The following is a 26,399-nucleotide window of genomic DNA, read 5'->3' as shown; positions in this document are numbered from 1 at the left end:
GTTCAAATCGCCTCTAGTTCGCTCAAAAAGTCACGAAGATCATCAAAGTCTTCCGCGCTGCCGGCACGGAAGGTGGCGGCGGCCTGGACATAGGCGCGCAGGGTTTCGGTCTGGAACACCTCCACCAGCGGCACTTCCAGGCCCAGTTCGGCCTGGACCCGCGAGGTGATCTGGATGGCCAGTAACGAGTGGCCGCCGACCTCAAAGAAGTTGTCGTTCAAGCCCACTTGTTCCAGGCGCAGGACGTCGGCCCAGATGGCGGCGATCTGCTGCTCCAGCTCGGTTTCGGGGGCCACGTAGCTTTGCTGCAACTGGCTCGCGTCCGGTTCGGGCAGGCCCTTGCGGTCGAGTTTGCCGTTGGGGGTCAGGGGCATTTGCGCGAGGAACATGAAGTGCGCGGGCACCATGTAATCCGGCAGGCGGGCTTTCAGGGCGCGGCGCAGGGTGTCGCGGAACGCGGCGGTATCAGCCAGGTTGGCCTCGGCCGGGACGACGTAGGCCACCAGTTGCTTGCCGGTCGGGCCGTCCTGGGCCACCACCACGGTTTCGCCGACGCTGTCCTGTTCCCGCAGGCGCGCTTCGATTTCCCCCAGTTCGATGCGAAAACCTCGGATTTTCACTTGGTGATCGACGCGCCCGAGGTAATCGACCACGCCGTCCGCACGCCCACGGGTCAGGTCGCCGCTGCGGTACACGCGGCTGCCGGGCTTGCCGAACGGGTCCGGTACGAAGCGTTCGGCGGTCAGCGCCGGGCGCTCCAGGTAACCCCGGGCCACGCCCTCGCCGCCCAGGTACAACTCGCCGGCGACGCCGATGGGTTGCAGGTTGAGCTGGGCGTCCAGCACGTAGCCGCTGCGGTTGCCCAGCAAGGTGCCAATCGGCGCGTAGACGGCGCCGCAGGGATCGCCTTTGCGCGCTTTCCACAACAGTGGCGTGACCACGGTTTCGGTCGGGCCATAACCGTTGAACAGGTAGGTCGGCTTGAGCGCACGCCAGGCCAGGTCGTAACTGGCCTGCGCCACCGCATCGCCGCCAAAGCAGTAGACCCGCACCGCCGGTGGATTGCCGTCGCGCTCGGCATGTTCGGCCAGCTGTTGCAGGTACACCGGCGGGAACACCGCCATGGTCACGTTGTGGCGATGCATCTGCGCGTAGGTGTATTCCGGCAGCCACAGGCTGTCATCGCGGATCAGCACACTGGCGCCGTTGATCAACGGGTGCATCCAGCCTTCGTGGGAGCCGTCGAAGGCGAAGGACATGAAGTGCAGTTCGCAATCGGCCGGACCGGTTTCGTAGCGCTCGCCAGTGGCGATGATGTGCGCCACCAATGGACCGTGGGAAACCGCCACGCCCTTGGGCATGCCGGTGGAGCCGGAGGTGTAGATCACGTAGGCAAGGTTGTCGCCGTCCAACGCCACCTCTGGCGCGGTCTCGGCATAGTCCTCGGTGCAATCAATCGCCAGCACCTCTAGGCCCTCGGCAATCGGCAGTTGCGGCACCGCACGGCTGTGGGTCAGCAGCAATTGCGCGCGGCTGTCCTCCATCATGTACAGCAGGCGATCACGCGGGTATTCGATGTCCAGCGGCACGTACACACCGCCGGATTTCATCACGCCGAGGAACGCCACCAGGCTTTCGGCACTGCGCGGCATGGCAATCGCCACCCGCACTTCGGGGCCGACGCCACGGGCGATCAGCGCGTGGGCCAGGCGGTTGGCCTGGCGATCCAACTCGCCGTAGCTGAGGGTTTGCGTGTCGAACTTGACCGCCACCGCCTGCGGATTTTCACGGGCGCGGTCGGCGAACAGTTCGTGCACCAGACGAGCGTTTGAGAAGCCGGACTCACTGCGATCCCACAGTTGCAGGATGTGCTGTTGCTCATCGGCATCCAGCAGGTTCAACTGCCCGATGTTCTGCTGCTGGTCGGCAACCATCGCCTGCAGCAGGTTCTGCCAATGCCGCGCCATGCGCTCGATGGTGCTGGCTTCAAACAGATCGGTGGCGTAACTCAAGGACGCTAGCAGGTGCGTCTGGGACTCTTCGATGTCCAGCGTCAGGTCGAACTGGGCGACCGCTTCATCCCAACCGACCGGGCTGATCGTCAACTCGCCCAGGCGCCGCAAGTGCTCGCCCGCGAGGCTGATGTGGTGGTTGAACGCCACTTGGAACAGCGGGCTCAGGCTCAGGCTGCGCTCCGGCTGCAGGGCTTCCACCAGCTGTTCGAACGGCAGGTCCTGGTGGGCCTGGGCTTCAAGGGCGCGCTGTTTGACCTGGGCGAGCAGCTCACGAACGCTGGTGTGCCCGTCGATCTCGGCCTTGAGCACCTGGGTGTTGACGAAGAAGCCGATCAGGCGCTCGGTCTCGACCCGGTTGCGGTTGGCGATGGGCACGCCGACACGGATGTCCTGCTGGCCGCTATAGCGATGCAGCAGCACTTGGTAGGACGCCAGCAACAACATGAACAGCGTCACGCCTTCGCGTTGGGCCAGGGCCTTGAGACTGTCGAGCAGCGCCGCCGGCAACGGTACATTGAGCCGCGCACCGCGATGGGTCGGCACCGCCGGGCGCTGGTGGTCGAACGGCAGCTCGAGCACCGGCTGTTCGCCGCCGAGCCGTTCGCGCCAGTAATCCAGCTGGCGGGCCTTCTCTCCCGCTTCCATCCATTGGCGCTGCCAGGCGGCGTAGTCGGCGTACTGGATCGCCAGCGCTGGCAGTTGCAGGGGTTGCCCCTGGCTGTAGGCGGCGTAGAGCTGGACCAGTTCATCGACCAGCACGTGCATCGACCAGCCATCGGAGATGATGTGGTGCTGCACCAGCACCAACACATGCTCATCGGCCGACAGGCGCAGCAGGCTGACGCGCAGCAGCGGGCCCTGGCGCAGGTCGAACGGCTGGGTGATACAGGCTTCGACCAAGGCTTTCAGGCGCGTTTCATCGGCATCGACGACGCGCAGAGCGATGCGCGTTTCGGGGCTGATCACTTGCACCGTGCGCTCGGCGTCCTGCTGCAAGTGAGTGCGCAGGCTATCGTGGCGCGCCGCCAGGGTGTCGAAGGCGCGCTGCAGGGCCACCTGATCCAGCGGGCCCTTGAGGCGCAGGGCGCTGGGCACGTGATAGGCCGCGCTGTGGGGGTCGAGTTGCCAGAGGAACCATTGGCGTTCCTGGGCATAGGACAGGGCCAGCGGCCGCTCGCGTTCAACGCGTTGGATCGGCTTGTCTTCAACCCGCACGTCGGTCAGTGCGCGGACAAAATCCCCCAGCACCGGCTGGTCGAACAGCGCCTTCAAGCCCACATCCAGCCCCAGGCCGTGGCGGATGCGCGAGACAGCCTGGGTCGCCAGCAGAGAATGCCCACCCAGTTCGAAGAACTGATCGTTCAGGCCAACCTGCGCCACCCCGAGCACCTCGGCCCAGATCATGGCGACCTGTTGCTCCAGCTCCGTGTGCGGCGCGAGGTATTCACGCGCTTGCGCTTCAACGTTCGGCAGAGCCTTGCGGTCCAGCTTGCCGTTGGGGCTCAACGGCATGCGCTCAAGCGACAACCATTGCGCCGGGACCATATAGTCCGGCAGGTGCTCGGCCAAATGGGCGCCGAGCACTTCACGCCAATCCTCGGCGGCGGCATGCAGCACCACGTAGGCCACCAGAGACCGGCCGTCGACCGCCAGCACGGCGCACTCGCGCACCGAGGTGTGTTCCAGCAGGCGCGCTTCGATCTCCCCCAACTCGATGCGTTGGCCACGCAGCTTGACTTGATGGTCGATGCGCCCGGCGTATTCGATCACGCCGTCGTCGCGATAGCGCGCCAGGTCGCCGGTGCGGTACAGGCGTTCCCCGCTGACGAAAGGATGGGCGATAAAACGCTCGGCGGTCAGCGCCGGGCGGCGGTGATAACCGCGGGCCAGGCCGACGCCGCCAAGGTACAACTCACCCAGCACGCCCACCGGCACCGGCTCGAAGTTGTTGTCGAGGATGTAGCAACCGAGGTTGGCAATGGGACGGCCAATCGGCACGGCATCGCGGCCTTCGTCGATGCAGGTCCAGTGGGTCACGTCGATGGCCGCTTCGGTCGGGCCGTACAGGTTGTAGAGCCCGGCCTGCGGCAGCTTGGCGAAGACTTGCTGCTGGGCGTCCACCGGCAGCGCTTCACCGCTGCACACGATGCGGTGCAAGGTGTGACAGGTGGCAACGCTCGGCTCCTGCAAAAATGCCTGCAACATCGACGGCACAAAGTGCAGTGTGGTGATGTGCTCGGCGTTGATCAGGCTGACCAGCCTGGCCGGATCGCGATGATCACCGGGCGCGGCGACCACCAGGCGCGCGCCGGTCATCAGCGGCCAGAAGAATTCCCACACCGACACGTCGAAACTGAATGGGGTCTTTTGCAGCACGCTGTCGCTGACGTCCAGCGCGTAGGCTTGCTGCATCCAGTGCAGGCGGTTGGCAAGTGCCGAGTGGCGGTTGCCGGCACCTTTGGGTTGGCCGGTGGAGCCAGAGGTGTAGATCACGTAGGCGAGGTTGTCGCCGTCCAGCGCGATGCCGGGGTTGGCTTCGCTGTAGCCCTCGAACGTTGAATCGCCCAGCACCACGCGTTGCAAACCCTCGGGAATCGGCAGTTGCGCCACTAGATGCGCCTGGGTCAGCAGCAGTTTCACGCCGCTGTCGTCGAGCATGTAGGCCAGGCGTTCGCGTGGGTATTGCGGGTCCAGCGGCACGTAGGCGCCACCGGCCTTGAGCACGGCGAGCAGGCCGACGACCATTTCAACCGAACGTTCCACCGCGAGGCCGACCAGCACATCCGGGCCGACACCGGCTTCGATCAGGCGGTGCGCCAGGCGGTTGGCGCGGCGGTTGAGTTCGGCGTAGGTCAGGCGCTGCTGCGCAAACACCAGCGCCGGGGCATCCGGTGTGAGGGCCGCTTGATCCTCGATCAGTTGATGCACGCAACGCTGCAACGGGTAGTCGCGGGCGGTGGCGTTCCAGTCGTGGAGCACCTGTTGGCGGACGGTGTCGGTCAGCGCCGGCAGATCCCCCAGGCGTTGCGGCGTGGCCTGGCTCAAGCCGTGCAGCAGGTGTTGGAAAGACTCGGCCAACTGGCGGATTTCGCCGGCGCCGAACAGTTGTCGATCAAAGCTGAATTCGAATTCAAGGACCGCACCCGCGCCCAACAGCACGGTAAGCGGATAATGCGTCTGCTCCAGGTTTTGCACATTGCTGAACCCAAGCCCGGCGGGCGCACCGTGGGCCAACGCCGCGGACACCGGATAGTTTTCCACCACCAACAGGGTGTCGAACAACGCCGCCCCACCCGCCCCCGCCCAGCGCTGGATGTCGAACAGGGGCGTGTGTTCATGTTCGCGCAGGCTCAGGTTGAGCGCCTGCAGCTGTTGCAACCAATCGGCGACCCACAGCTGCGGGCTCGGCGTAGCGATGACCGGCAAGGTGTTGATGAACAGGCCGACCTGTTGCTCTACCCCCGGCAAACCGGCCGGGCGCCCGGAAACGGTGGCACCAAAGGCCACGGTGTCTTGGCCGGTGTGGCGTTGCAGCAACAGCAGCCAGGCCGCTTGCACCAGGGTGTTGAGGGTGACTTTGTGCGCTTGGGCGAAGGCTTTCAGTTGCGCGGTCTGCGCCGGGCTCAGGGCCAGATGCTCACTGCCCTTGGCCGCTGCGGGTGCCGTTGAGACGCCACGCGCCAGTTGCGTCGGGGTGTGCAGCGCGGCCAGTTGGTCTTTCCAGAACGCTTCGCTGAGGGCCCCATCCTGCGCCTGCAACCAGCCGATGTAATCGCGGTAGTGCCCATGAAGCGCGGGCAATGGCTGGCCGGCGTAGTGCTGCAAGACTTCGCCGAACAACTGCGCACGGCTCCAGCCATCCAGCAGGATGTGGTGGTTGGTGTAGATCAGATGGAAGCGCCCGGGGCCGGTACGCACCAGTTTCAGGCTGAGCAGCGGCGCCTGTTCCAGCACGAAACCCTCGGCGCGGGTCGCCTCGCTCAGTTCGTCCAGCGCGGCTGGCTGATCGGCGCGCGCCTGCCAGTCGTACTCGATGAACGGCAAGCCCACCTCGCGGTACACCGCTTGCAGGGGCTGGGTTTGCGCGTCCTGCCAGACAAAGCCGGTGCGCAGCATGTCATGCCGGGCCAGCACCTGTTGCCACGCGTGCTGGAAGCGCGGCACGTCCAGGCCCACAAGGTCGGCGCGCAGCTGGCTGACGTAGATGTCGTCCTGGCCTTGTTGATACAGGCTGTGGAACAGCATGCCCTGCTGCATCGGCGACAATGGGTAGAGGTCTTGCACGCCTCGGGCGGGCAGCGCCAGCTCGTCCAGTTGCGGCTGGGTCAGGCGCGCCAGGGGCACGTCGGCCGGGGTCAGGCCGCCGTGTTGCGGGTCGACGCAATGGGCAATCAACGCCAGCAGTTCCTGCCGGTAGTCGTCCGCCAGGCGCTGGATGGTCGAGCGCTGGAACATCTCGCGGCTGAAGCCCCAGTTCAGGCTCAGTTCACCGCCGTAGACCTGGCCTTCCAGGGTCAGCCAGTTGGCCAGCGGCGCTTCGTCGTCCTGGGCCTGGCCGCTGCCTTGCGTGGCCGGGACGAACAGCGCGGACTCGTCGAACTGGCGGTCGAACTGCCCCAGGTAGTTGAAGGTAATTCGCGGTGCCGCGAGGCCTGCCAGGGCTTCGCGCGATTGCACCGTGCCCAGATAGCGCAGCAGGCCATAGCCCAGGCCCTTGTCAGGCACGGCGCGCAGTTGCTCCTTGACCGACTTGATCGCGCTCGACAGCTCGCCTTCGGCCTGCAAGCGCACCGGGAACAGGCTGGTGAACCAGCCGACGGTGCGGGTCAGGTCAACGCCGTCGAACAGGTCCTCGCGGCCATGGCCTTCGAGCTGGATCAACGCGGCGTGCTGGCCGCTCCAACGCCCGACTACCCGCGCCAGTGCGGTCAGCAGCAGATCATTGACCTGGGTGCGATAGGCCGCCGGGGCGTCTTGCAATAGTTGGCGGGTGTGTTCGCTGCTGAGACGGATTTCGAGCTTGTCGCCCAGGCGCTTTTGCAGGCCGCCCTGGAGGTTGTCGCACGGCAGCTCGGCATCGACCGTTTGCGCCTGCCAATACGCCAGTTGCGCGTCGAGGTGGTGTGCCTGGGCCTGCAACCGCTGCGCCCAGGTCTGATAGGCGCTGGTTTTTGCCGGCAAGGCGGCTCGGCTGTAAGCCTGTTGCAGGTCTTCCAGCAGGATGCGCCACGACACCCCATCGATCACCAGGTGATGCACCACCAGCAGCAGGCGCTGGGTGCCATCGGCCAGCGTGACCAGCGCGGCGCGCAACAGCGGGCCATGTTCCAGGTCGAGGCTGCGTTGGGCGTCATTGCACAGGGCGGTGAGTTCTGCATCGCTGTTCGCGTGACGTTGCCACAACGGCGCATCCCTCACGGGCTCGGCGTGGGCCTGCTGCCAAGCATCGGCCTGCTGGGTGAAGCGCAGGCGCAAGGCGTCGTGATGGTTGATCACTTGGATCAACGCCGCGCCAAGACGCGCAGGCTCCAAAGCCTCGCGCGGGGTCAGCAGCAGCGACTGGTTCCAATGCTGGCGCACCGGGATCGCCTGGGCGAAAAAGGCTTGCTGCACCGGGGTCAGGATCACATCGCCACTGACCGGACCTTGATCAATAAGCGTGGCCTGCTCGAAGCTCGCCACCAGCGCAAGCGTGCGCACGCTCTGGTACTGGAACAGGTCGCGCGGGCTGAAGCGCAGCCCCGCCTGCCTGGCGCGGCTGACCACTTGGATAGAGATGATCGAGTCGCCGCCGAGCTCGAAAAAATTGTCGTCCAGGCCGACCTGTTCGACGCCCAGCACATCAACCCAGATCGCCGCCAACGCCATTTGCAGGGAGGTTTGCGGGGCGCTGTAAGCCTGTTGCGGCGCGGTGTCCGGCAGCGGCAGCGCCTTGCGGTCGAGTTTGCCGTTGGCGGTCACCGGCAGTTTGGCCAGGGCCACGAAGTGGGTTGGCACCATGTATTCCGGCAGGCTGCCGAGCAGCCAGGCCTTGAGGTCGACGGGCTCGTCGTGTGCGTGGACGAGATAGGCGACCAACTGTTTGCCGCCCTGCACCAGCACCACCGCCTCGCGCACGGCGGGGTGCTGCATCAGGCGTGTCTCGATTTCACCGAGCTCAATACGCAAGCCACGCAGCTTGACCTGATGATCGAGGCGACCGAGGTATTCGATCACGCCGTCGGCGCGTTGGCGCACGCGGTCGCCAGTGCGGTACAGGCGCTCGCCGTCGGCGAACGGGCTCGGCACAAAGCGTTCGGCGGTCAACGCCGGGCGCCGGTGATAACTGCGCGCCAGGCCGGTGCCGCCCAGGTACAGCTCGCCGGACACGCCCGCCGGCACCGGATTGAGCTGGGCGTCGAGCACGTAGGTGGCCAGGTTGGCGATAGGCCGACCGATGGGCACGCTGTCGGCGCCTTCATCGATGCAGGTCCAGTGGGTCACATCGATGGCAGCCTCGGTCGGGCCGTACAGGTTGTAGAGCGCGGCCTGGGGCAATTTGGCGAAGACCTGGGTTTGCGCATCCAGCGGCAACGCTTCGCCACTGCACACGATGCGCTTGAGGCTGGCGCAGGCATGCACGCCCGGCTCGTGGATAAACGCCTGCAGCATCGAGGGCACAAAGTGCAACGTGGTGATGCCATGGCGGCCAATGGTCTCGATCAGCCGCGCCGGCTCGCGATGTTCGCCAGGGGCGGCGACCACCAGGCGCGCGCCGGTCATCAGCGGCCAGAAGAACTCCCACACCGAGACGTCAAAGCTGAACGGGGTTTTCTGCAAGACCGCATCGCTGCCATCCAGCGCGTAGGCCTGCTGCATCCAGCACAGGCGGTTGACCAACCCACGATGGCTGTTGCCGGCGCCCTTGGGCTTGCCGGTGGAGCCGGAGGTGTAGATCACGTAGGCGAGGTTGAGCGCCTGGACCTGCACCGCAGGGGATGCCGTGCTGTAGCCATCGAGTGCGCTGGCCACCTGATCCAGGGCGATCACCTGCAGGCCCTCGGCCGGCAGTTGCGCGAGCAGGCGCTGCTGGCTGAGCAGCAGCGTGATGCCGCTGTCTTCGATCATGTAGGCCAGGCGTTCCCGGGGGTATTCCGGGTCCAGCGGCACGTAGGCGCCACCGGCCTTGAGAATCGCCAGCAGGCCGATGACCATGTCGATGGAGCGCTCAACGCAGATGCCCACCAGCACATCCGGGCCGACCCCGCGTTCGCGCAACAGGTTGGCCAGTTGATTGGCGCGGGCGTCGAGTTGGGCGTAGGTCAGGCGGTTGTCGCCAAACACCAGCGCCGGTGCGTGCGGCGTGCGCTGCACCTGGTCTTCGATCAGTTGATGAATGCCGCGCTCGGTCGGATAGGCCTCGGCGGTGTGGTTCCAGGCGTGGACCAACACCTGCTGGTCCTGCGCCGCGAGCATCGGCAACTCGCCGATGCGTTGCTGGCCATCGGCAATCATGGCGCGTAACAGGCTGATCCAGTGTTCGGCCATGCGCGCGATGGAGGGCGCGTCGAACAGGTCGTTGGCGTAGGTCAATGCGGCATGCAGGGTGCCGGACTTTTCATAGGTATCGAGGGTCAGGTCGAACTGGGTGGTGCGGCCTTGCCACTCCACCAATGCCAGCTCCAGGCCCGAGGCGGTGCTGATGCTCGCGATGTCCGCCACCATCGGTTGGTGGTTGTACATCACCTGGAACAGCGGCGTGTGACTGAGGCTGCGCTCGACCTTGAGGGCTTCCACCAGGCGCTCGAAGGGCAGTTCCTGATGATCCTGGGCGCCCAGCGCGTGTTCCTTGATGGCTTGCAGCAACTCGCCGACGCGGGTTTGCCCGCTGAGTTCGGTGCGCAGTACCTGGGTGTTGACGAAGAAACCGATCAGCCCTTCGACTTCGCTGCGGTTGCGGTTGGCGATGGGCACGCCGATGCGGATGTCGCCCTGGCCGGTGTAGCGATGCAGCAGCACGTTGAAGGCGCCCAGCAGCAACATGAACAGCGTGACGTTGTGCTGTTGCGCGCAACCGCGCAGTTGCGCGGCAAGCGTCGGTTCGATCGCAAAGTTATGCCGTGTGCCCTGGTAGCTGGGCACGGCCGGGCGCGGGCGGTCGGTGGGCAGTTCCAGCACCGGATGTTCATCGCCCAGGCGTGCCTGCCAGTACTCAAGCTGACGCGCCTGCTCCCCGGCTTCCAGCCAGCGGCGTTGCCACAAGGCGTAGTCGCTGTACTGGATCGGCAGTGGCGGCAGTTGCGGCGCTTCGTTGCGCTCATGGGCGTCGTAGAAACGGATGAATTCGTCGATCAGCACGTTCATCGACCAGCCGTCGGAGACGATGTGGTGCAAGGTCAACAACAGCACATGCTCCTGCTCGTCGAGCTTGAGCAGTTGCACGCGCAGCAGCGGGCCGTGCTCCAGGTCGAACGGCAGCAGTGATTGACGGGTCGCGGCGGCATTGACGGCCGGCTCGCGCTCGGCAGCAGCCAGGGCGCTCAAGTCGAGCTGCTCAATGACCAGCGAGGTCGGCGTGGCGATTTGCAACAGTTGCTCATCGGCGCCGCGCTGGAACACCGTGCGCAACGTTTCATGCCGCACCACCAGGCTGGCGAACGCCTGCTCCAGGGCGCCCAGGTTCAGCGCGCCCTTGAGCCGCACCGCGCCTGGCAGGTTGTAGGCGCCGCTGGCCGGGTCCAGCTGCCATAAAAACCACATGCGCTGCTGCGCGTAGGACAGCGCCTGACGATCCCCCGCCTCCACCCCTGCCGGAATCGGAAACCGGGAAAAATCCACGCCTTCTTTCTGCAAGGCTTGCAGGAACAGTTGGCGTTTTTCCAGGGGCAACCCGATAAACCGGCGAGCAAGTTTCAAGGAGTCTTCAGCGTTCATTTCTTGGAGTCCGGAGCAATAGGCGGGAAGCACAAAGGCACGTCGTCCCTATAAAACGAACCGGAGAGGGAAAAATTAGCGCGGGGTAAAAGGCGTGCAACCGAGTGTCATCAACGAACTGAAACACTACGTTCGGCGCCAGATCATCGAACAATTGAAATCAGAAGACCTGATTCAGTGAACAACCGACCGAAACACAAAGGCTACATTGGCTCCATCGAAGATGACCTGACACGCCAGGCATTGAACGAGTTTTTACAACATCACTGCGCACAGCCGCTCCCGACGATTGGCTGATTAGCCCAATCGCCGATACCCAAGCACCGCTGACCCCGCCACCACTGCCCCCGCCACCAACGCCACCCAAAATCCGCTGGTGGCGCCAAAGTGGTCGATCATCCAGCCGGAGCTGGCGGCACCGATGGCCACGCCGATGCTCAGGCCGGTGATCAGCCAGGTCATGCCTTCGGTCAGGCGGCTGGGTGAGACGATGCGCTCCACCAGGGCCATGGACACGATCAGGGTTGGCGCGAAGAACAGGCCGGAAATAAAGATCGTCACCGCCAGCCCCGGGATGTTGGTCACCAGCAACAGCGGCAAGGTGGTCAACGCCGTGGCCACGCCGCAATACAGGAACTGCCGGGGCAGCGGCGCCTTGAGCTTGAGCGTGCCAAAGACCAACCCGGCGAGACACGAGCCGATGGCATACACCGACAACACAATGCTCGCCGCCGCCGGCTGGCCCTGGTGCTGGGCGAAGGCCACACTGACCACGTCCACCACGCCGACGATCACGCCCATGGCCAGCAGCAGGATCATCAGGATCAGCACGGATGGCGACGCGATTAACCAGCCGCTGTGGTGGTCGTGGCGCACATGCACGGGCGGTTCGGTTTCACGCTGCAACACAAAGGTGGTGACGCCCACCGCCAGCAACAGGGCGGCGACTAGCGGCCCGGCCTCCGGGAACAGCACTACGCTCAAGCCCACCGAAATCGGCGGGCCGATGATAAAGCACACCTCATCCAGCACCGACTCCAGGGCAAACGCGGTTTGCAGTTTGGGTTGCCCACGGTACAACTCGGTCCAGCGCGCCCGCACCATGGCGGACATGTTCGGCATGCAACCGGCCAGGGCGGCGAACAGGAACAACGTCCAGCCCGGCGCCTGCAATCGGGTACACAGCAGCACCATCAACAAGCCACCGCCGCCGATCAACGCTGCGATGGGCAACACCCGGCCCTGGCCATAACGGTCCACCAACCGTGAAACCTGCGGTGCACAAAATGCCGTGGCCAACGCAAACACCGCCGCCACCGAGCCCGCCAGGCCATAGCCGCCATGCACTTGGGCGAGCATGGTAATCAGGCCGATGCCGGCCATCGACACCGGCATGCGCGCAAGCATGCCGGCCAGCACAAAAGCCCGCGCGCCTGGAACCTGGAATAACGCGGCATAGGGGTTTGCCATCTCTTCTTGACCTCTTCTTCTGCGCCTTGGGGTTTGCCATTTGAAGCGATCAAGGCAAAATACATACGATACGTATGTGACGAATCATGCTTAACATACGCACCGTATGTCAATCACTCACTTGCCCATAACGAGCCCCCCCATGAGCCGAGCCCGTGCTGAAATGATCGAAGACACCCGCGCCCGGCTGATCGCCAGCGCGCGCCAGGCGTTTGCCACGCAAGGGTACGCCAACACCTCGATGGACGACTTTACCGCCCGCGCCGGTCTGACCCGCGGTGCCTTGTACCATCACTTCGGTGACAAGAAAGGTCTATTGGCTGCCGTGGTCGCGCAACTCGACAGCGAGATGGATGCGCGTTTGCAGCACATCACCGACCAGGCCCTGGACCCCTGGGTGGGCTTCTGCGAGCGCTGCCGGACGTATCTGGGCATGGCCCAGGACAGCGAGATCCAACGCATCGTATTGCAGGATGCCCCTGCCGTGCTGGGAGACACCGGCTCCCAGCAACACTGCGTGGCATCGCTGCGCCAACTGCTGGAAGGCTTGATGCAAGCCGGGGTGATCCACCCGGCCCCGAGCCAGGCATTGGCTCAGTTGATCAACGGCAGCCTGGTCAGCACCGCGCTGTGGATCGCCCGGAATGAACACCCGGACGCGCGGCTACAAGAAGGCTTGCTCGGTTTGGAACTGCTGCTGGGCGGCCTTAAACTCACACCAACCGCGTGATCTGCTTATGCCGCCACACCAGGCGGTAATAGGCGACCTGCAACCCGAACATCGCCAGGTAGGTCACCGGAAATGCCATCCACACGCCTTCCAGGCCGAAGTGCGCGTTGAACAGGTAGGCCGTCGGCAGCTCCACGCAGAGTACGCAGAAAATCGAGATCGCCACCGGCATCAGCACCACCCCGCTGGCACGCATGATGCCGCCGACCACGGCCTGAAAGCCAAACACCAGGATGCTCCACAACATGATGTGCAGCAGGTGCTCGGCATTGACCCGCGCCGCGTCCTCGGTGATGAACAGGCCAAGCAACCAGTGCGACAGCAGGTAACCCAGCACGATCAAGCCACCTGTCAGGCAGGTATTGATCAGCAGCCCGGTGCGCAGGATCGGCCCGATACGCTCCAGCCGCCCCGCGCCAATCGCCTGGGCGCCGAGGATCGATGCAGTGATGGCAATCGACAGCGCCGGAAACTGTACGTAGTTGACGATCTGCGTCACCGCGCCATAGGCCGCGGTGGCCTGGGAGCCGTGACTGTTGACCAGGGCAAGGATGACCAATTCCGACAGCGACAACACCACCATCTGCAAGCCAGTGGGCAAACCGATGCGCAGGACTTTACCAAGAATCACGCGGTCAAGGCGCAGGGCTGACAGCAGTTCGCGATCCGGCGCCATGACGTGGTTTTTATGACGCAGGCGCAGGATCAGAAACAGCATGGCCAAGGCATTACCCACCAGCCCGGCATACACCGCGCTCTGGATGCCCATGGGCGGCAGGCCGATCCAGCCACGGATCAGCGCCGGGGTCAGCAGCAGCCCGACCAGGGTCGAGACCACCAGCGCCAGCAGTGGCGATACCGTATCGCTGACACCGCGCAGCAACTGGGTGTAGAGGATGAACACCAGCAGCAGCGGCATGATCAACATCATCATCTGCGCATACCCCACCGCGTCATCCAGCACGTCAACTGGCGTGCCCAGCGCCTGCAACGCCGGGCGTGCGAACAGGCAGCCGAGCACCGCCGCGATCACGCCCACCCATGCGCCCAGGGTCAGGGTCGCGCCGGTAATCACCTTGACCAGCGCCGTTTCCTGGGCGCCCCAGGCCTGGCCGATCAGCACCGAGGCGCCCGCCCCCAGGCCGATGACCAGAGCAATAAAGAAAAACACGATGGGAAACATCCCCGACACCGCCGCCAGCGCCTGGGTGCCGAGCATCTGCCCGACGTAGATGCCGTTGAGCGTGCCGGAAAAACTTTGCAGGAAGTTGGACAGCACCATCGGCGCCAGGAAGATCAGGTAGATCTGCCATAGCGGGCGTTGCATAGGGTTTTGCATGAAAAACGGAGCCTCGTGACACATGCGCGATGCGAGCTTATACCGCAAATGGATCCAATCCAGTAACGAGGAATGCAGAACGCCGCAGCTTGCCGCCCTTCATCTGCCATGGTCAGGATGAAATGCTCCACCTCTACCAACAGTGCCGCCGCCTGCGCAGCCTCGCTAAAGCTCGACAGCCACGGGAGATTGGCAGTGCCTGGGCAATCTCCAGCCGAACACTCACTATCCATCAACACCAATCACCTGTGGGAGCGGGCTTGCTCGCGAAAGCGGTGTATCAGTCAGCGGTTGCACCAGCTGACAGACCGCTTTCGCGAGCAAGCCCGCTACTACGCCCTGAAACGATGATCAGTCCGGGTTCCCGATAACAGCAGCGATGAGCCGGGCCACCGACTCATCGCTGTGCCTCAACCCGCTGACGATCAGCTTTTACTGAGCATGTGGTTGAGGTTGTCGATATCGAAGCGTTGGTCTTCTGCGCCCGGCTTGCCACTCTCCACTTTGATACCGATGTCCAGGTCTCGCAGCAGGCCCGGACGCCTTAGCAGCTCGGCCGCCAATTGCTGCGCTTGCGAGCTGAACGTACGGTTAGAGGCAACTTGCCCTGACGCTTCCTTCAACTCATTGACGTTGACGTACTTATCGTTGGCGCCAGCGGTGAATTGCCTGAAGTTGTCTTTAACGCCTTGCAGCAGATCGTGATCACTCATATTGCGATACTTGTCCGACGAGAACTGCAAATTGCCCCTGGAGAAAGCGCCGTCCATTACGCCCATGCTGCTTTGATCAAGCTCCTTGAACAAGCCACCCCGCTCCAGCAGTTCATTGGCCAGATCTACCTCCTTCTGCGTGGCGGGCTGGCCATCCAGGCGATAACCGCTGGCAACGGCACTGAGGGACTTGTCGGTGATCATGCCCGGAGAATTCGGATCTTCAAAGGCACTGAAACGCGCCAGTATCTTGTTGCTGAAATCCTCCTTCGAGTCATTGGCATACGGACGATTCCCGGAAGCTTGGGCCGGGCCGTTCCACTGGCTGCGATTGGCGTACTGGCCGTCCAAAGCCGGCTGTCGCGGGGAGGGTTGAAGGGCCAAGCGAAAGTTGAATTGACCGTCGGGCCGCTGCTGCAAGCCACTGCTGTAGCGCTTGGGTACTTCACGCAGCAGTGGAGCTTCCCGTTGATCAAAATGCATGATCATAGCGTCCGCTTCGCCCCGGCTGACTTGATTATTCAGCAGTTGGCTCACTTCAGGACGGCTGAGGAGCTCTCGGGCGAGGGAGGTCATCCGGTTGACGTAGTTATCACCCATCGGCTCGCGGCCGGCCGCCCACTCAAGGTTTGGACGCGTGACAACGTCGCTGCCGAACCTGCGGAAGTGATCGAAGTTGTGGGCGAACTCACGGGCCACTGATGAGTTGGGCACGTTCATATAGATGCTGGTAAGCGCAATTGCGGGTGGCTCACTACGCTGGACAAAACCGCCATTGAAAAGCGATTCCTGTTGAAGACTTAACTGGTACATGGCACAACCTCAAATAGTGGAATCGATAACTGCCGACCCCCACTCATTGGCGCGCACAGGATCGACCTCCTCTCTGTGGCAACTGGCTGTCGAATGGTTCCTGCAAGCACCCATGAGCTTGCCGATACCCCTCGGTTAACTTTCCTCGCTCCCCGCACGTTGCTTTCGCCGACAAATAACGACCTATCGCCATGAAGACTGCAAACTCAAGCGTCAGATCGGGGTAATCGGCAGTGCGCGCTTGTGAGCCGTCTTCATGTAAGCACCCTGCAGTATCCCCCTCACCCGCTCGCTCACCGGCTCGCCCATCAGGTACGCATCGATTTCTGCGTAGGAACAGCCGTAAGCGTGCTCATCCAACTTGCCAGGCGTCAGTTCTTCAAGGTCGGCCGTGGGCTGTTTGTGCACCAGTTTGGCCGGTGCGCCAAGCGCCGTGGCCAGCAGGCGCACCTGGGTTTTGGTCAAGCCCGACAGTGGAGCCAGGTCGCACGCGCCATCGCCGAATTTGGTGAAGAACCCCATCAACGCTTCGGCACCGTGGTCGGTGCCGACCACCAGGCCGTTGTGCAGGTTGGCCACGGCGTACTGCGCAATCATCCGTGCGCGCGCCTTGACGTTGCCCTTGATGAAGTCGAGATGGGCGGCGCTGGCTTCAGTGGCACCCAGGCTGGCCATCAGGCCATCGACGCTGGCGGCGATGTTCAGGGTATCGACCTGGTCCGCAGTGATAAACGCCAGTGAGGCCTGGGCATCGGCTTCATCCGCCTGGCTTTTGTAAGGCAGGCGCATGGCAATAAAGCGTGCGTCGTAGTGCTCGGCGCGTAATTGCTCCACCGCCAGTTGGCACAGGCGGCCGGCAGTCAGGGAGTCAACACCACCGCTGATGCCCAGCACCAGTGCTTGGCAGCCGGACTGGCGCAAGGTGGTCTTGATGAAGTCGATGCGCCGTTGGATTTCCCCGGGCTCGCCGCCCGCCACCAAGCGCCGATTGATGTTCAGTTCCTGCGCGATACGGTCTTGTGTTTGCATGTCACACCTCGTTGTTGCCTAAGTCGACCCGTGGGAGCGGGCTTGCTCGCGAAGACGGCGTTTCAGTCAGCCCCTTTGATGCTGCGCCACCGCTTTGAAGGGCAAGTCGCCTGCCACCGAAAACACCTGTGCCGCGTACTGCAAAAACGAGGCGTCTTCGCAGACATTCTTGATCGGGTCATCGGAGAACTTCACCACCGGCTCGCCGTGCACCCGCACCAGTTTCATCACGATGCTCAGTGGTTCGACGCCTTCTACATCACACGCCAGGCTGGTGCCCATGCCGAAACCGAACCTGGCCTTGCCACGCACGTGGCGCAGGATCGGCAGGCATTTTTCGAAATTCAGACCGTCGGAGAACATCAGGTCCTTGGTCATCGGGTCGATGCCCAGTTGTTTGTAGCGGGCCAACACTTTGTCGGCCCAGGCGATCGGGTCGCCGGAGTCCTGGCGCAGGCCGTCGTAGAGCTTGGCGAAGTACAGGTCGAAATCCTTGAGGAAGAAATCGGTGCTGATGCAGTCGGTCAAGGCAATGCCGAGGCGGCCACGGTACTCACGCACCCAGTTCTCCAACGCCGCATTCTGGCTCTCACGCAGGCGCCCCAGTTGCTGGTGCACCATCAGCCATTGGTGGGCCATGGTGCCAATCAGCGGCAGGTCGAACTCATAGGCCAGGTGCGCGTTGCTGGTGCCAACGAACTGGCCGGGGAAGTCGCGACGCATGATGTCGACCACTTCGCGCTGGGCCTTGAACGACAGGCGCCGACGGGTGGAGAAATCAGACACGCGCAGGTCGGCCAGTTCGTCGCGGCTGAGGTTTTTCTCCAGCCAGTCAAACTTCTGGTAGAGCTTGCGGGTGACGTCTTCGAGGCTCACGTCGGGGTACTTGTCGCGGTTGCGCAACTCGCTGACCAGCGCCAGCACCGGCTGTTCGAACATGATGCAGTGCAGCATCGGGCCGACCACGCGGATGTTCAGTTGGCCATCGACTTCACTGACATGGATATAGCGCAGGTTGAAACGGAACAGGCCGAGGAAACGCTCGTAATCCGGGGTGAGGTATTCGCGAAAACGCGGGTTGAACAGAAACCGCAACTCGCCTTCACGCATGTGCAGGCCAGCGAGTTTTTCCAGTTCGTCGCGCAGTTGCGGGATCAAGTGGCCGAGCTTTTCCTTGGAACGCACGATGAAGTTGTATTCCACATCGACGTTGGGGTGCTGGTGCAACACGGCCTGCATCATGGTGAAGGTGTAGTAGTCGGTATCGAGCAACCCCTGGATCACCGGGGATTCATAGTCGTAGGCACTTTCCATGCTGGTTCTCCTTAACGCGTGGCCATCGCGGCCAGTTCTTCGCGGGTGCTGCTGATCACGGCACCGGCCTTGAGCAGATCGTTGACCGCCTGCACACCGCCCTCTTCGCTGATGCCTCGGCAGGCGGGCAGGTGCAAGACCACTTCCAGGCCGGCCTTGAGCAGTTGCAACGCGGTGGTCTTGACGCAGTAGTCCAGGGCCAGGCCGCCGACGAGCACGCGGCTCACGCCTTGGGCTTTGAGGTACTCGATGACGCCGGTGGACAGTTTGTCGTGCAGGTCATGAAAGCAGGCGCCGTAGGGGTGCAGGTCGGGTTCGACGCCTTTCCAGATGAAGTAGTCGTAGTCATACGGGGTGGGCAACTCGTCGAGCAAGGTGAAGCCTTCGGTGCCGGGTACGCAGTGGCTGACCCAGGTCACATCGGCATGGGCCAGGCCGGTGGGTTGCAGCATCTCGCTGTGTTGCGCCACCACCCACGGGGCGTGCGGGGTATGCGCATCCTTGCTGCCGACACGATGGCCGGCGAGGCTGGCCATGAAGTTGAGCTCGGCGCCGATCTGGTCGCCGCCGGCCACTGGCAATTCGTTGGGGCACAGTGGCGTGAAGCTCTTCTGGGCATCGACGTCGAATGAAGCAATGGCGGTTTTTGCGAGGGTCATGGCGGTTCTCCTGTGGCCTGAAAACAAAAGTACACGTCATGTACTTTCATTGCAAGAAACATTTGTTTATCTATGCTGGACTCAGTACATGACATATCTGTTCGATCCGTTAGACTGTGCCCGCCACTGTTCATAAGGATGTTCCATGTCACTCAGCGCCTACCTGCATACCATCGACCTGTGCGTGTTGTACTACTGCCGCGCTAGCGGCGAGTTGAAGCTGTTGCTCAACCAGCGCGAAGCCGAACCGTTCGCCGGGCATTGGGCACTACCGGGTGTGGTGGTGAATGGCGGCGTGCAGGACCTGAGCCTCAAGGATGCGCTGGAGCGGTTGCGCGCCAGTGACAAGGTGGGTTTTGAGCTGGCCTGGAGCGAACAGGTGGGCACCGTGGGGGATGCGTTCCGCGACCCGCGTTGCTGGTCGTCGTCCACCTACTACCTGGCGATCGTTGCGCAGGCGGTGGAATTGGGCGCGCATCAGGCGTGGTTTGCGCTGGATGCCGTAGCCGCGGGCGGCTTCAAGCTGCCGTTCGACCACAACCTGATCGTCGCGGCAGTGCAGGAACGGCTGTTGTCGAAGTCGTTGTACAGCAGCTTGCCGTTGATGTTCCTGGGCGACGAGTTCAGCGCACCGGAGGCGACCACGATCTTTTCCGTGGTGCTGGCGCGGCCGGTGTTGAAGACCAGTATTCGCCAGCGCCTGATGAAGCTGACGGAGGCAGGGTATTTGCGGGAAACGGGGCGCAAGAAGCAGGGTGAAGGAGGAAGACCGCAGGCGACGATGGAAGTGTTGAAGCCAGGAGAGATCTACTTTTTCGACCGTAGCTTTGCGGACTGACGCGTTCTGCCGAACAACACAGCGCAACTGTGGGAGCGGGCTTGCCCACGAAGGCGGTGACTCAGTCAAGATCCCCAGCGCCTGACACTCTGCCTTCGCGAGCAAGCGCCCCCCCTACACAAGCCCTTCCCCACACCTCGGTACGACGCTAATTCATCCAGTTGCCGCCGTCGACGTTGTAGGTCTGGGCCACCACATAGTCAGCGTCCTTTGATGCCAGGAACACCGCCATCCCGGTCAAATCCTGCGCCGTGCCCATCCGCCCAAACGGCACCTGCGCCCCCACCCGCCGCTTCTTCTCCCCCGGCGCCAGACCTTCATGCCGGGCGAACAGCGCATCCACCCCATCCCAATGCTCGCCGTCCACGACCCCCGGCGCGATGGCATTGACGTTGATGCCCTGCTTGATCAGGTTCAACCCCGCCGACTGCGTGAGGCTGATCACCGCGGCCTTGGTCGCGCAGTACACCGCCACCAACGGCTCGCCACGGCGTCCGGCCTGGCTGGCCATGTTGATGATCTTGCCACCGTGGCCCTGGCGGACCATCTGCCGCGCTGCCGCCTGCAAGGTGAACAGCGTGCCGGCGACATTGATCGAGAACAGCCGCTCGTAGCTAGCGCGGCTGATGTCGACAATGGGTGCCAGGTCGAACAACGCGGCGTTGTTGATCAGAATATCCAGCTTGCCGGCCTCGGCCACCACGGCGGCAATCGCGTCGTCGATGGAGGTCTGGTTGGTGACATCCATTTCAACGGCATAGGCGTGTGGACCCAGCTCGGCGGCGGTCGCTTGCGCCTGTTGCAGGTTTATATCAGCGATGGCCACGCGGGCACCCTCCGCGATATAGGCCTGGGCAAAGGCGCGGCCGATGCCGCGCGCCGAGCCGGTGATCAGCGCGCTTTTACCTTCCAGTCGTTTCATGGCTGCTCCTGTCAAAGTCATTTCGGATAACCCGCACGTTTCATCTCGCGTTCGGTGGTGGACTGGGCCTGAAGCAGCGCCTGGTCCACCGACATGCCGCCGGTCAGCGCCGCCGAGAACAGCTTGCCGACCGAGGTGCCGATGGCCTGGAACTCGGGGATGGTCACGTATTGGATGCCCACGTACGGCACCGGTTTGGCCGACGGGTGCGCGGGGTCGGCATGCTTCATCATTTCCAGGGTCACCTGGGCGAACGGCGCGGCCTTCAAGTAGGCGTCGTTGTAGGTGGACTGGCGGGTGCCTGGCGGGACGTTGGTGATGCCTTCTTTATCGGCGACCAATTGGATGTAGTCCTTGGAGGTGGCCCAGGTGATAAACGCTTTCGCCGCGTCCTTGTGCTTGGAAGTGGCCGGGATCGCCAGGGACCAGGCGTACAGCCACGAGGAGCCCTTGTCGGTGACTTCGGTCGGCGCGGCGGCGAAGCCCGTGCGGTCGGCGACCTTGCTTTGGCTCTTGTCGGTGGTGAAGGAGCCGGCGACGCTGGCGTCGACCCAGATCGCGCATTTGCCGCTGTTGAACAGCGCCAGGGTTTCGTTGAAACCGTTGCTGGACACCCCCGGCGGGCCGTATTGCTTGAGGTTGTTGACGTAGAAATTGGCCGCCGCGGTCCACTCGGGGCTGGTCAGTTCGGGCTGCCACTGCTCATCGAACCAGCGCGCGCCGAAGGCATTGGCCATGGTGCTCAGCAGCGCGATGTTCTCGCCCCAACCGGCCTTGCCGCGCAGGCACAGGCCGTACTGGCCCTTGTCCTTGGCAGTGAGCTTGGCGGCAAATTCGCCGAGCTGGGTCCAGGTCGGGTGCGCAGGCATGCTCAGGCCAGCCTGCTCGAACAGGTCGGTACGGTAGTAGGTGACGGTGCTTTCGCCATAGAACGGCAACGCGTAGAGGGTGTTGTTGACCGACAGACCCTGGCGCACCGACGGGAAGATGTCGTCGGCGTCATAGCCGGCCGGCAGCCCGGTCAGCGGTTCCAGCCAGTGTTTGGCGCCCCACAGCGGGGTTTCGTAGGTGCCGATGGTCAGCACATCGAACTGCCCGCCCTGGGTCGCAATATCGGTGGTAAGGCGCTGGCGCAGCACGTTTTCTTCGAGCACCACCCAATTGAGCTTGATGTCCGGGTGCTGCGCTTCGAACACCTTGGACAGACGCTGCATGCGGATCATGTCGCTGTTGTTGACCGTGGCGATGGTCACGGTATCGGCGGCGTGACTGGCCATGGCCGAGGCCAGGCCGGACAGCAGGAACAATGCTTGCGTAAGCTTGAGCATGGCGGTTTCCACCTGTTGTTTTTGTTGTTGAGGGCCGATTACAGCAGCTTGGCCAAGCCCCCACAAACCCATGGCGGACGCGCGAGTGGTACTTTTTTAACCGTCACTCGCGGGTTAAAAAAGTATCAGTTCCGGGCGAAAACGGGGGTAGCGCGGCCACGGCCGAGGCGCGTATTTTGGAGCGATTCCAAGAATCATAAGAAGCCCCGCCATGCCTGCCAGCCGCGCCCAGCTGTTCGAGCAACGCCCTGCCGAACGTGAAGTGATCCTGCCCGAACCGGACCACTGCTTTCGCTGGTTCGAACACGACTACCCCTATGACCTGGCGCGCTGGAACCATCACCCCGAATTTGAAATCCACCTGATCCGCCAGGGCAGCGGCAAGTTGGTTGCGGGCGACTATATCGGTGCATTCAGCGCCGGCCATGTCGCCCTGATCGGCCCCGACCTGCCCCACGACTGGATTGGCGAACTGGCCCCCGGCGAACACCTGCACGGTCGCGATGTGGTGCTGCAGTTCGACGGCGCCGCCCTCCTCGCCCTGCGCAAGACCCTTCCGGAACTCGGCGACTTGCAGCCGCTGTTCGAGCACGCCCGACGCGGCCTGCAATTTCACGGCGACACCGCGCTGCGTGCGGCAGCCTTGATGGAAGACATCGGCCGCGCCCAGGGCCTGCAGCGGCTGATCCTGTTCCTGCAACTGCTCGACACCCTCAAGCACGCCCCGGCGCAGCACGTCCAGGCACTGGCCAGCCCGTGCTACGCGCCGACCCTGGATGCACGCAGCGCCGAGCGCATCAACAAGGCCTTCGATTACCTGATGCGCGAACTCACAGGTGACGTGCGCCTGTCGGAGATCGCCGCGCAACTGGAGATGAGCGAGCCGGGCTTCTCGCGCTTCTTCAAGCGCAACACCGGCCACGGTTTCATCGACCTGATGCGCAAGTTCCGCGTACAACGCGCCTGCCGGTTGTTGCTGCAAAGCGAGATGTCGGTGGCGGCAATCTGCTTTGAAGTGGGCTACGCCAACCTGTCCAATTTCAACCGGCACTTTCGCATCGAGATGCAGCAGACGCCGAGCGAATACCGCCGGGAAACCGCGATGCACCTGTTCAATCGCCTCGACACAATGACACCCAGTCAATTCTGACCAAAAGGTCGATTAATCACGCTTTTTCCCTGCTTACTCAAGCCAATAGACAAAGTTGGTACAGCCTGTGCAAACGTTTGCGGGACGAACTTGCCAGCCAAGTTCACCACCACCCGAAGAATTGGGTTCAAACCGCGTACGAATAGGGATTTTCAATGCATTCCACTTCAAGGCACCCCTGCGCCCTTGGTGTTTCTCTGCTACTGGCTGTCGTTACGGGAGTACTCAGCGCACCCATTTTGGCGCAGGAAAACTCCATCGATGACTCAGCACAGGGCGAAACCCTGAGCCCGCAAGCCAGCCCGACGAAAAAAGGCGCTTACCTGTCAGACTGGTTCAATCAGGACCTGACACTTATCGGCAGCAAAGACATCAGCTTCGGCCCCAAGCCGTCCGACGATATCTACCTGGAATACGAGTACTTCGGCCGCAAGGGGCCGTTCGAGCTGTATGGCTACATCGACGTGCCGAAGATCCTCGGCATCGGTAACAGCAATGACAAAGGCGCGTGGGACCATGGCTCGCCAGTGTTCATGGAGCACGAGCCGCGCATCTCCATCGACTACCTGGCGGGCCGCAGCCTGGCCATCGGGCCGTTCAAGGAATGGTATGTGGCGTTCGACTGGATCTACGACCACGGCAGCAACCAGGCCAACCGCGCCAACACGCTGTACAGCGGCCTGGGCACCGACATCGAGACCCACTCGCGGGTCAACCTGTCGGCGAATTTCTACGGGCGTTATCAGTGGGAAAACTATGGTGCCAGCAATGAATACGCGTGGGACGGCTACCGTGCGCAAATGAAATACATCGTGCCCATCAGCAGCTTCGACAACGGTGCCTCGCTGACCTACATCGGCTTTACCAACTACGATTTCGGCTCGGACCTGCACAAGGACAACCCGGCGCGCACCGCCAATTCCCTGGTGGCAACCAACGTGCTGCTGTACTCGTTCACCCACCTGCGCTTCACCCTGGTCGGTCGCTACTTTCACAACGGCGGCAACTGGGAGGACGGCAGCGAGTTGAATTTTGGCGAAGGCAACTTCCGCGCCCGTTCGGACGGCTGGGGTTACTACGCCGGCGTCGGTTATCAATTCTGATCAAGGAGCTTTGGATGAAACTGTTTACCCGTCTCTCGCTGGCCGTCGGCCTGGCCCTGCTATCCCCTGTAGTGTTGGCGGATGCGCCCATCAAGCCCAAGGTGATGCTGATCACCATGTTCGCCCCCGAGGCGCAGACCTGGATCGATCGCCTGGAACTCAAGCAGGAAGTCCGCGTACCGGGCCTTTCCGCCGAATACCCGGTAATCCGCTGCAACACCCAGGACGTCTGCCTGCTGGTGACCGGCATGGGCCAGACCAATGCCGCCGCGTCGACCCTGGCGCTGGCCTTGTCGCCCAAGTTCGACTTGCGCCAGAGCTACTTCCTGATCGCCGGGATCGCCGGCATCAGCCCCAAGCTTGGCACCATCGGCACTGCGGCCTGGGCTCACTATCTGGTGGAGTTCGGCACGCAGTGGGAACTGGACTCGCGGGACGCGCCAAAGGATTGGCCGACCGGTTACATCGGCATCAACACCAAAGGCCCGAACGAAAAGCCGCCGCTGGACTACAAGACCGAAGTGTTTGAGCTCAACCCCAAGTTGCAGGCCAAGGCGTTCGCCCTGTCGCACCAGGTCAAGTTGAGCGAAAGCAAGGAATCCGCTGCCTGGCGCAAACACTATCCGGCCGCCCCGGCCAATCAACCGCCGCAGGTCACGCGCTGCGACACCCTGGCGGGCAATACCTGGTTCTCCGGCACACGCCTGAGTGAACGCGCCGAAGTCTGGACCAAGCTGCTCACCGACAACAAAGGCGAGTACTGCACCACCCAGCAGGAGGACAACTCCACCTATGAAGCACTGCTGCGCGCCAGCCGCGAAGGGTTAGTGGATATTCAACGTTTGGCGGTGGTACGAGCGGGGTCGGACTTCGACCGGCCTTATCCGGGCTACAGCGAAGTGGACAACCTGCTGAAGTACGCCGACCAGGGTGGGTTCGTGCCGGCGCTGGAGAACCTGTATCGCACGGGTAACCCGCTGGTACAGGCGATCCTCAAGAACTGGTCGGCGTGGGAAAACGGCGTTCCCGAGGCCTGATAGGGATCAAGCTGTGGGAGGGGGCTCGCCCCTCCCTCATTTGAATGGCATTAAGGCAAGAAGATGATCTTGTCTGCACTGCCGCTGTTCACTTCCTCATAGCTCACCAAACCATCGGCCAACGCCACTTCCCGCAACCCCGTCGGCAGCGGCAGCGACCCCTCATCAAAAAACCGCCCGAACTGCTCCAGCATCCGCGCGCATTGCTCGCAGTTGTAGAGCAACGAATTGATCCCCACCACCGACCCGCCCTTGCGGTACAAGGCCAGGGCTGGCAGTTGCACATGCCCGTCCAGCGGCGCGGCGATGATCGCGATACGGCCGAACGGCGCCAGGCCGGCCACGGCCGCCGGCAGCCAGAAGCCAGTGGTGTCGAAGATCACATCGGCACCGCCGGTGAACACGCGGTTGACCTGTGCGCCCAAGTCCTCCGGCTGCCCCAGGGCAATCGTGTCGACCCCCTGCCCTTGCAATGCCTCAACCTGCTCCGGGCGCCGTACCGCCGCCAGCACCTGGGCGCCACGGATTTTCGCCAGGGCCAAGGCCGCACTGCCAACGGCGCCATTGGCACCAATCACCAGCAAGCGCGTGCCTTTGCCCACACCGCTGCGCTCCAGGGCATCCCAGGCGGTGGTGTAGGGAACACCCAGGCTGGCGGCTTGGGCGAAACTCAGATGGCTGGGCTTGCGGGCCACGCCGTTTGCCGCCACCTTCAGGTATTCGGCATGAGAACCGTCGGCAAAAAAACCGAGGTCGCGACCGGTGCCCCAGACTTCCTGGCCAAGCAACGCCTGCGGACCTTCGACGACAACGCCAGCGAAGTCACGCCCGGGAATGCGCGGCAACGTGGTGTAAGGGAAGCGCCCAAGCAGGTTTTTCACATCGCTGGGGTTCAAGCCTGCCGCCTTGATCTGTACCAGCACTTCATCGGCGCCCGGCACCGGGGTGGCGACGTCGACGAAGCGCAGGGCGTTGAGGTCGCCGGTAGCGGAAAATTGCAGTGCTTTCATGACCAATATCCATCGC

15 protein-coding genes are annotated in these 26,399 nt (G+C 63.1%); 5 read left to right on the top strand and 10 right to left on the bottom strand.

Annotated elements, in window-relative coordinates; translation table 11 throughout:
• Nucleotides 1–2 precede the first annotated feature (2 nt).
• Complete coding sequence (locus AC3ISR_RS11265; protein WP_489324756.1) at nt 3–10,928, bottom strand: non-ribosomal peptide synthase/polyketide synthase; 10,926 nt, start codon at nt 10,926–10,928, stop codon at nt 3–5.
• A gap of 297 nt (nt 10,929–11,225) precedes the next feature.
• Nucleotides 11,226–12,398, bottom strand: a complete 1,173-nt coding sequence (locus AC3ISR_RS11260; protein WP_192301075.1) for an MFS transporter — start codon at nt 12,396–12,398, stop codon at nt 11,226–11,228.
• Nucleotides 12,399–12,540: 142 nt separating this feature from the next.
• On the opposite strand from AC3ISR_RS11260, the gene AC3ISR_RS11255 reads away from it, so the two are divergent.
• Nucleotides 12,541–13,128 (top strand): TetR/AcrR family transcriptional regulator, encoded by a 588-nt coding sequence (locus tag AC3ISR_RS11255; RefSeq protein ID WP_192301076.1) that lies wholly within the window; start codon nt 12,541–12,543, stop codon nt 13,126–13,128.
• On the opposite strand, the gene AC3ISR_RS11250 is transcribed toward AC3ISR_RS11255, so the two are convergent.
• From AC3ISR_RS11250 to AC3ISR_RS11230, 5 genes are all read right to left on the bottom strand, one after another.
• Nucleotides 13,112–14,467: an MATE family efflux transporter gene (locus AC3ISR_RS11250; protein ID WP_463984811.1), complete on the bottom strand. Its 1,356-nt coding sequence runs from the start codon at nt 14,465–14,467 to the stop codon at nt 13,112–13,114. The genes AC3ISR_RS11255 and AC3ISR_RS11250 overlap by 17 nt on opposite strands.
• Nucleotides 14,468–14,892: 425 nt before the next feature.
• A complete protein-coding gene (locus tag AC3ISR_RS11245) occupies nt 14,893–15,993 on the bottom strand; it encodes a hypothetical protein (protein ID WP_463984812.1) in 1,101 nt (366 codons plus the stop codon).
• Between the two features lie 213 nt (nt 15,994–16,206).
• Nucleotides 16,207–17,022 carry an NAD(+) synthase gene (gene nadE / locus AC3ISR_RS11240; protein ID WP_463984813.1) on the bottom strand — a complete coding sequence of 272 codons (816 nt, stop codon included), beginning with the start codon at nt 17,020–17,022 and terminating at the stop codon, nt 16,207–16,209.
• 66 nt (nt 17,023–17,088) lie between these two features.
• The gene (gene pncB / locus AC3ISR_RS11235) at nt 17,089–18,336 is read right to left on the bottom strand and encodes a nicotinate phosphoribosyltransferase (RefSeq protein WP_192301080.1); all 1,248 of its coding nucleotides are present in this window, start codon (nt 18,334–18,336) and stop codon (nt 17,089–17,091) included.
• Nucleotides 18,337–18,347: 11 nt separating this feature from the next.
• Nucleotides 18,348–18,995 carry a nicotinamidase gene (locus tag AC3ISR_RS11230; protein WP_463984814.1) on the bottom strand — a complete coding sequence of 216 codons (648 nt, stop codon included), beginning with the start codon at nt 18,993–18,995 and terminating at the stop codon, nt 18,348–18,350.
• A gap of 145 nt (nt 18,996–19,140) precedes the next feature.
• On the opposite strand from AC3ISR_RS11230, the gene AC3ISR_RS11225 reads away from it, so the two are divergent.
• On the top strand, nt 19,141–19,833 hold the full coding sequence (locus tag AC3ISR_RS11225) for an NUDIX hydrolase (protein ID WP_192301082.1): 693 nt from the start codon (nt 19,141–19,143) through the stop codon (nt 19,831–19,833).
• A gap of 148 nt (nt 19,834–19,981) precedes the next feature.
• On the opposite strand, the gene AC3ISR_RS11220 is transcribed toward AC3ISR_RS11225, so the two are convergent.
• Together AC3ISR_RS11220 and AC3ISR_RS11215 are read right to left on the bottom strand one after the other, a co-directional pair.
• Nucleotides 19,982–20,755 (bottom strand): L-iditol 2-dehydrogenase, encoded by a 774-nt coding sequence (locus AC3ISR_RS11220; protein WP_463984815.1) that lies wholly within the window; start codon nt 20,753–20,755, stop codon nt 19,982–19,984.
• 17 nt (nt 20,756–20,772) lie between these two features.
• Complete coding sequence (locus AC3ISR_RS11215; protein ID WP_463984818.1) at nt 20,773–22,032, bottom strand: ABC transporter substrate-binding protein; 1,260 nt, start codon at nt 22,030–22,032, stop codon at nt 20,773–20,775.
• A 262-nt stretch (nt 22,033–22,294) separates the two neighbouring features.
• Here AC3ISR_RS11215 and AC3ISR_RS11210 point away from each other — a divergent pair, with 262 nt between their 5' ends.
• From AC3ISR_RS11210 to AC3ISR_RS11200, 3 genes are all read left to right on the top strand, one after another.
• Complete coding sequence (locus tag AC3ISR_RS11210; protein ID WP_463984816.1) at nt 22,295–23,233, top strand: AraC family transcriptional regulator; 939 nt, start codon at nt 22,295–22,297, stop codon at nt 23,231–23,233.
• A gap of 155 nt (nt 23,234–23,388) precedes the next feature.
• Nucleotides 23,389–24,336: a nucleoside-specific channel-forming protein Tsx gene (locus tag AC3ISR_RS11205; protein ID WP_192301086.1), complete on the top strand. Its 948-nt coding sequence runs from the start codon at nt 23,389–23,391 to the stop codon at nt 24,334–24,336.
• A gap of 14 nt (nt 24,337–24,350) precedes the next feature.
• Entirely contained in the window at nt 24,351–25,373 is a 1,023-nt protein-coding gene (locus tag AC3ISR_RS11200; RefSeq protein WP_463984817.1) for a purine-nucleoside phosphorylase, read from the top strand.
• A 50-nt stretch (nt 25,374–25,423) separates the two neighbouring features.
• On the opposite strand, the gene AC3ISR_RS11195 is transcribed toward AC3ISR_RS11200, so the two are convergent.
• On the bottom strand, nt 25,424–26,383 hold the full coding sequence (locus AC3ISR_RS11195) for a quinone oxidoreductase family protein (RefSeq protein ID WP_489324755.1): 960 nt from the start codon (nt 26,381–26,383) through the stop codon (nt 25,424–25,426).
• Nucleotides 26,384–26,399 lie beyond the last annotated feature (16 nt).

It is taken from the genome of Pseudomonas sp. GL_117 (genome assembly GCF_057835125.1).
This window is presented reverse-complemented; position numbering and strand designations above follow the sequence as displayed.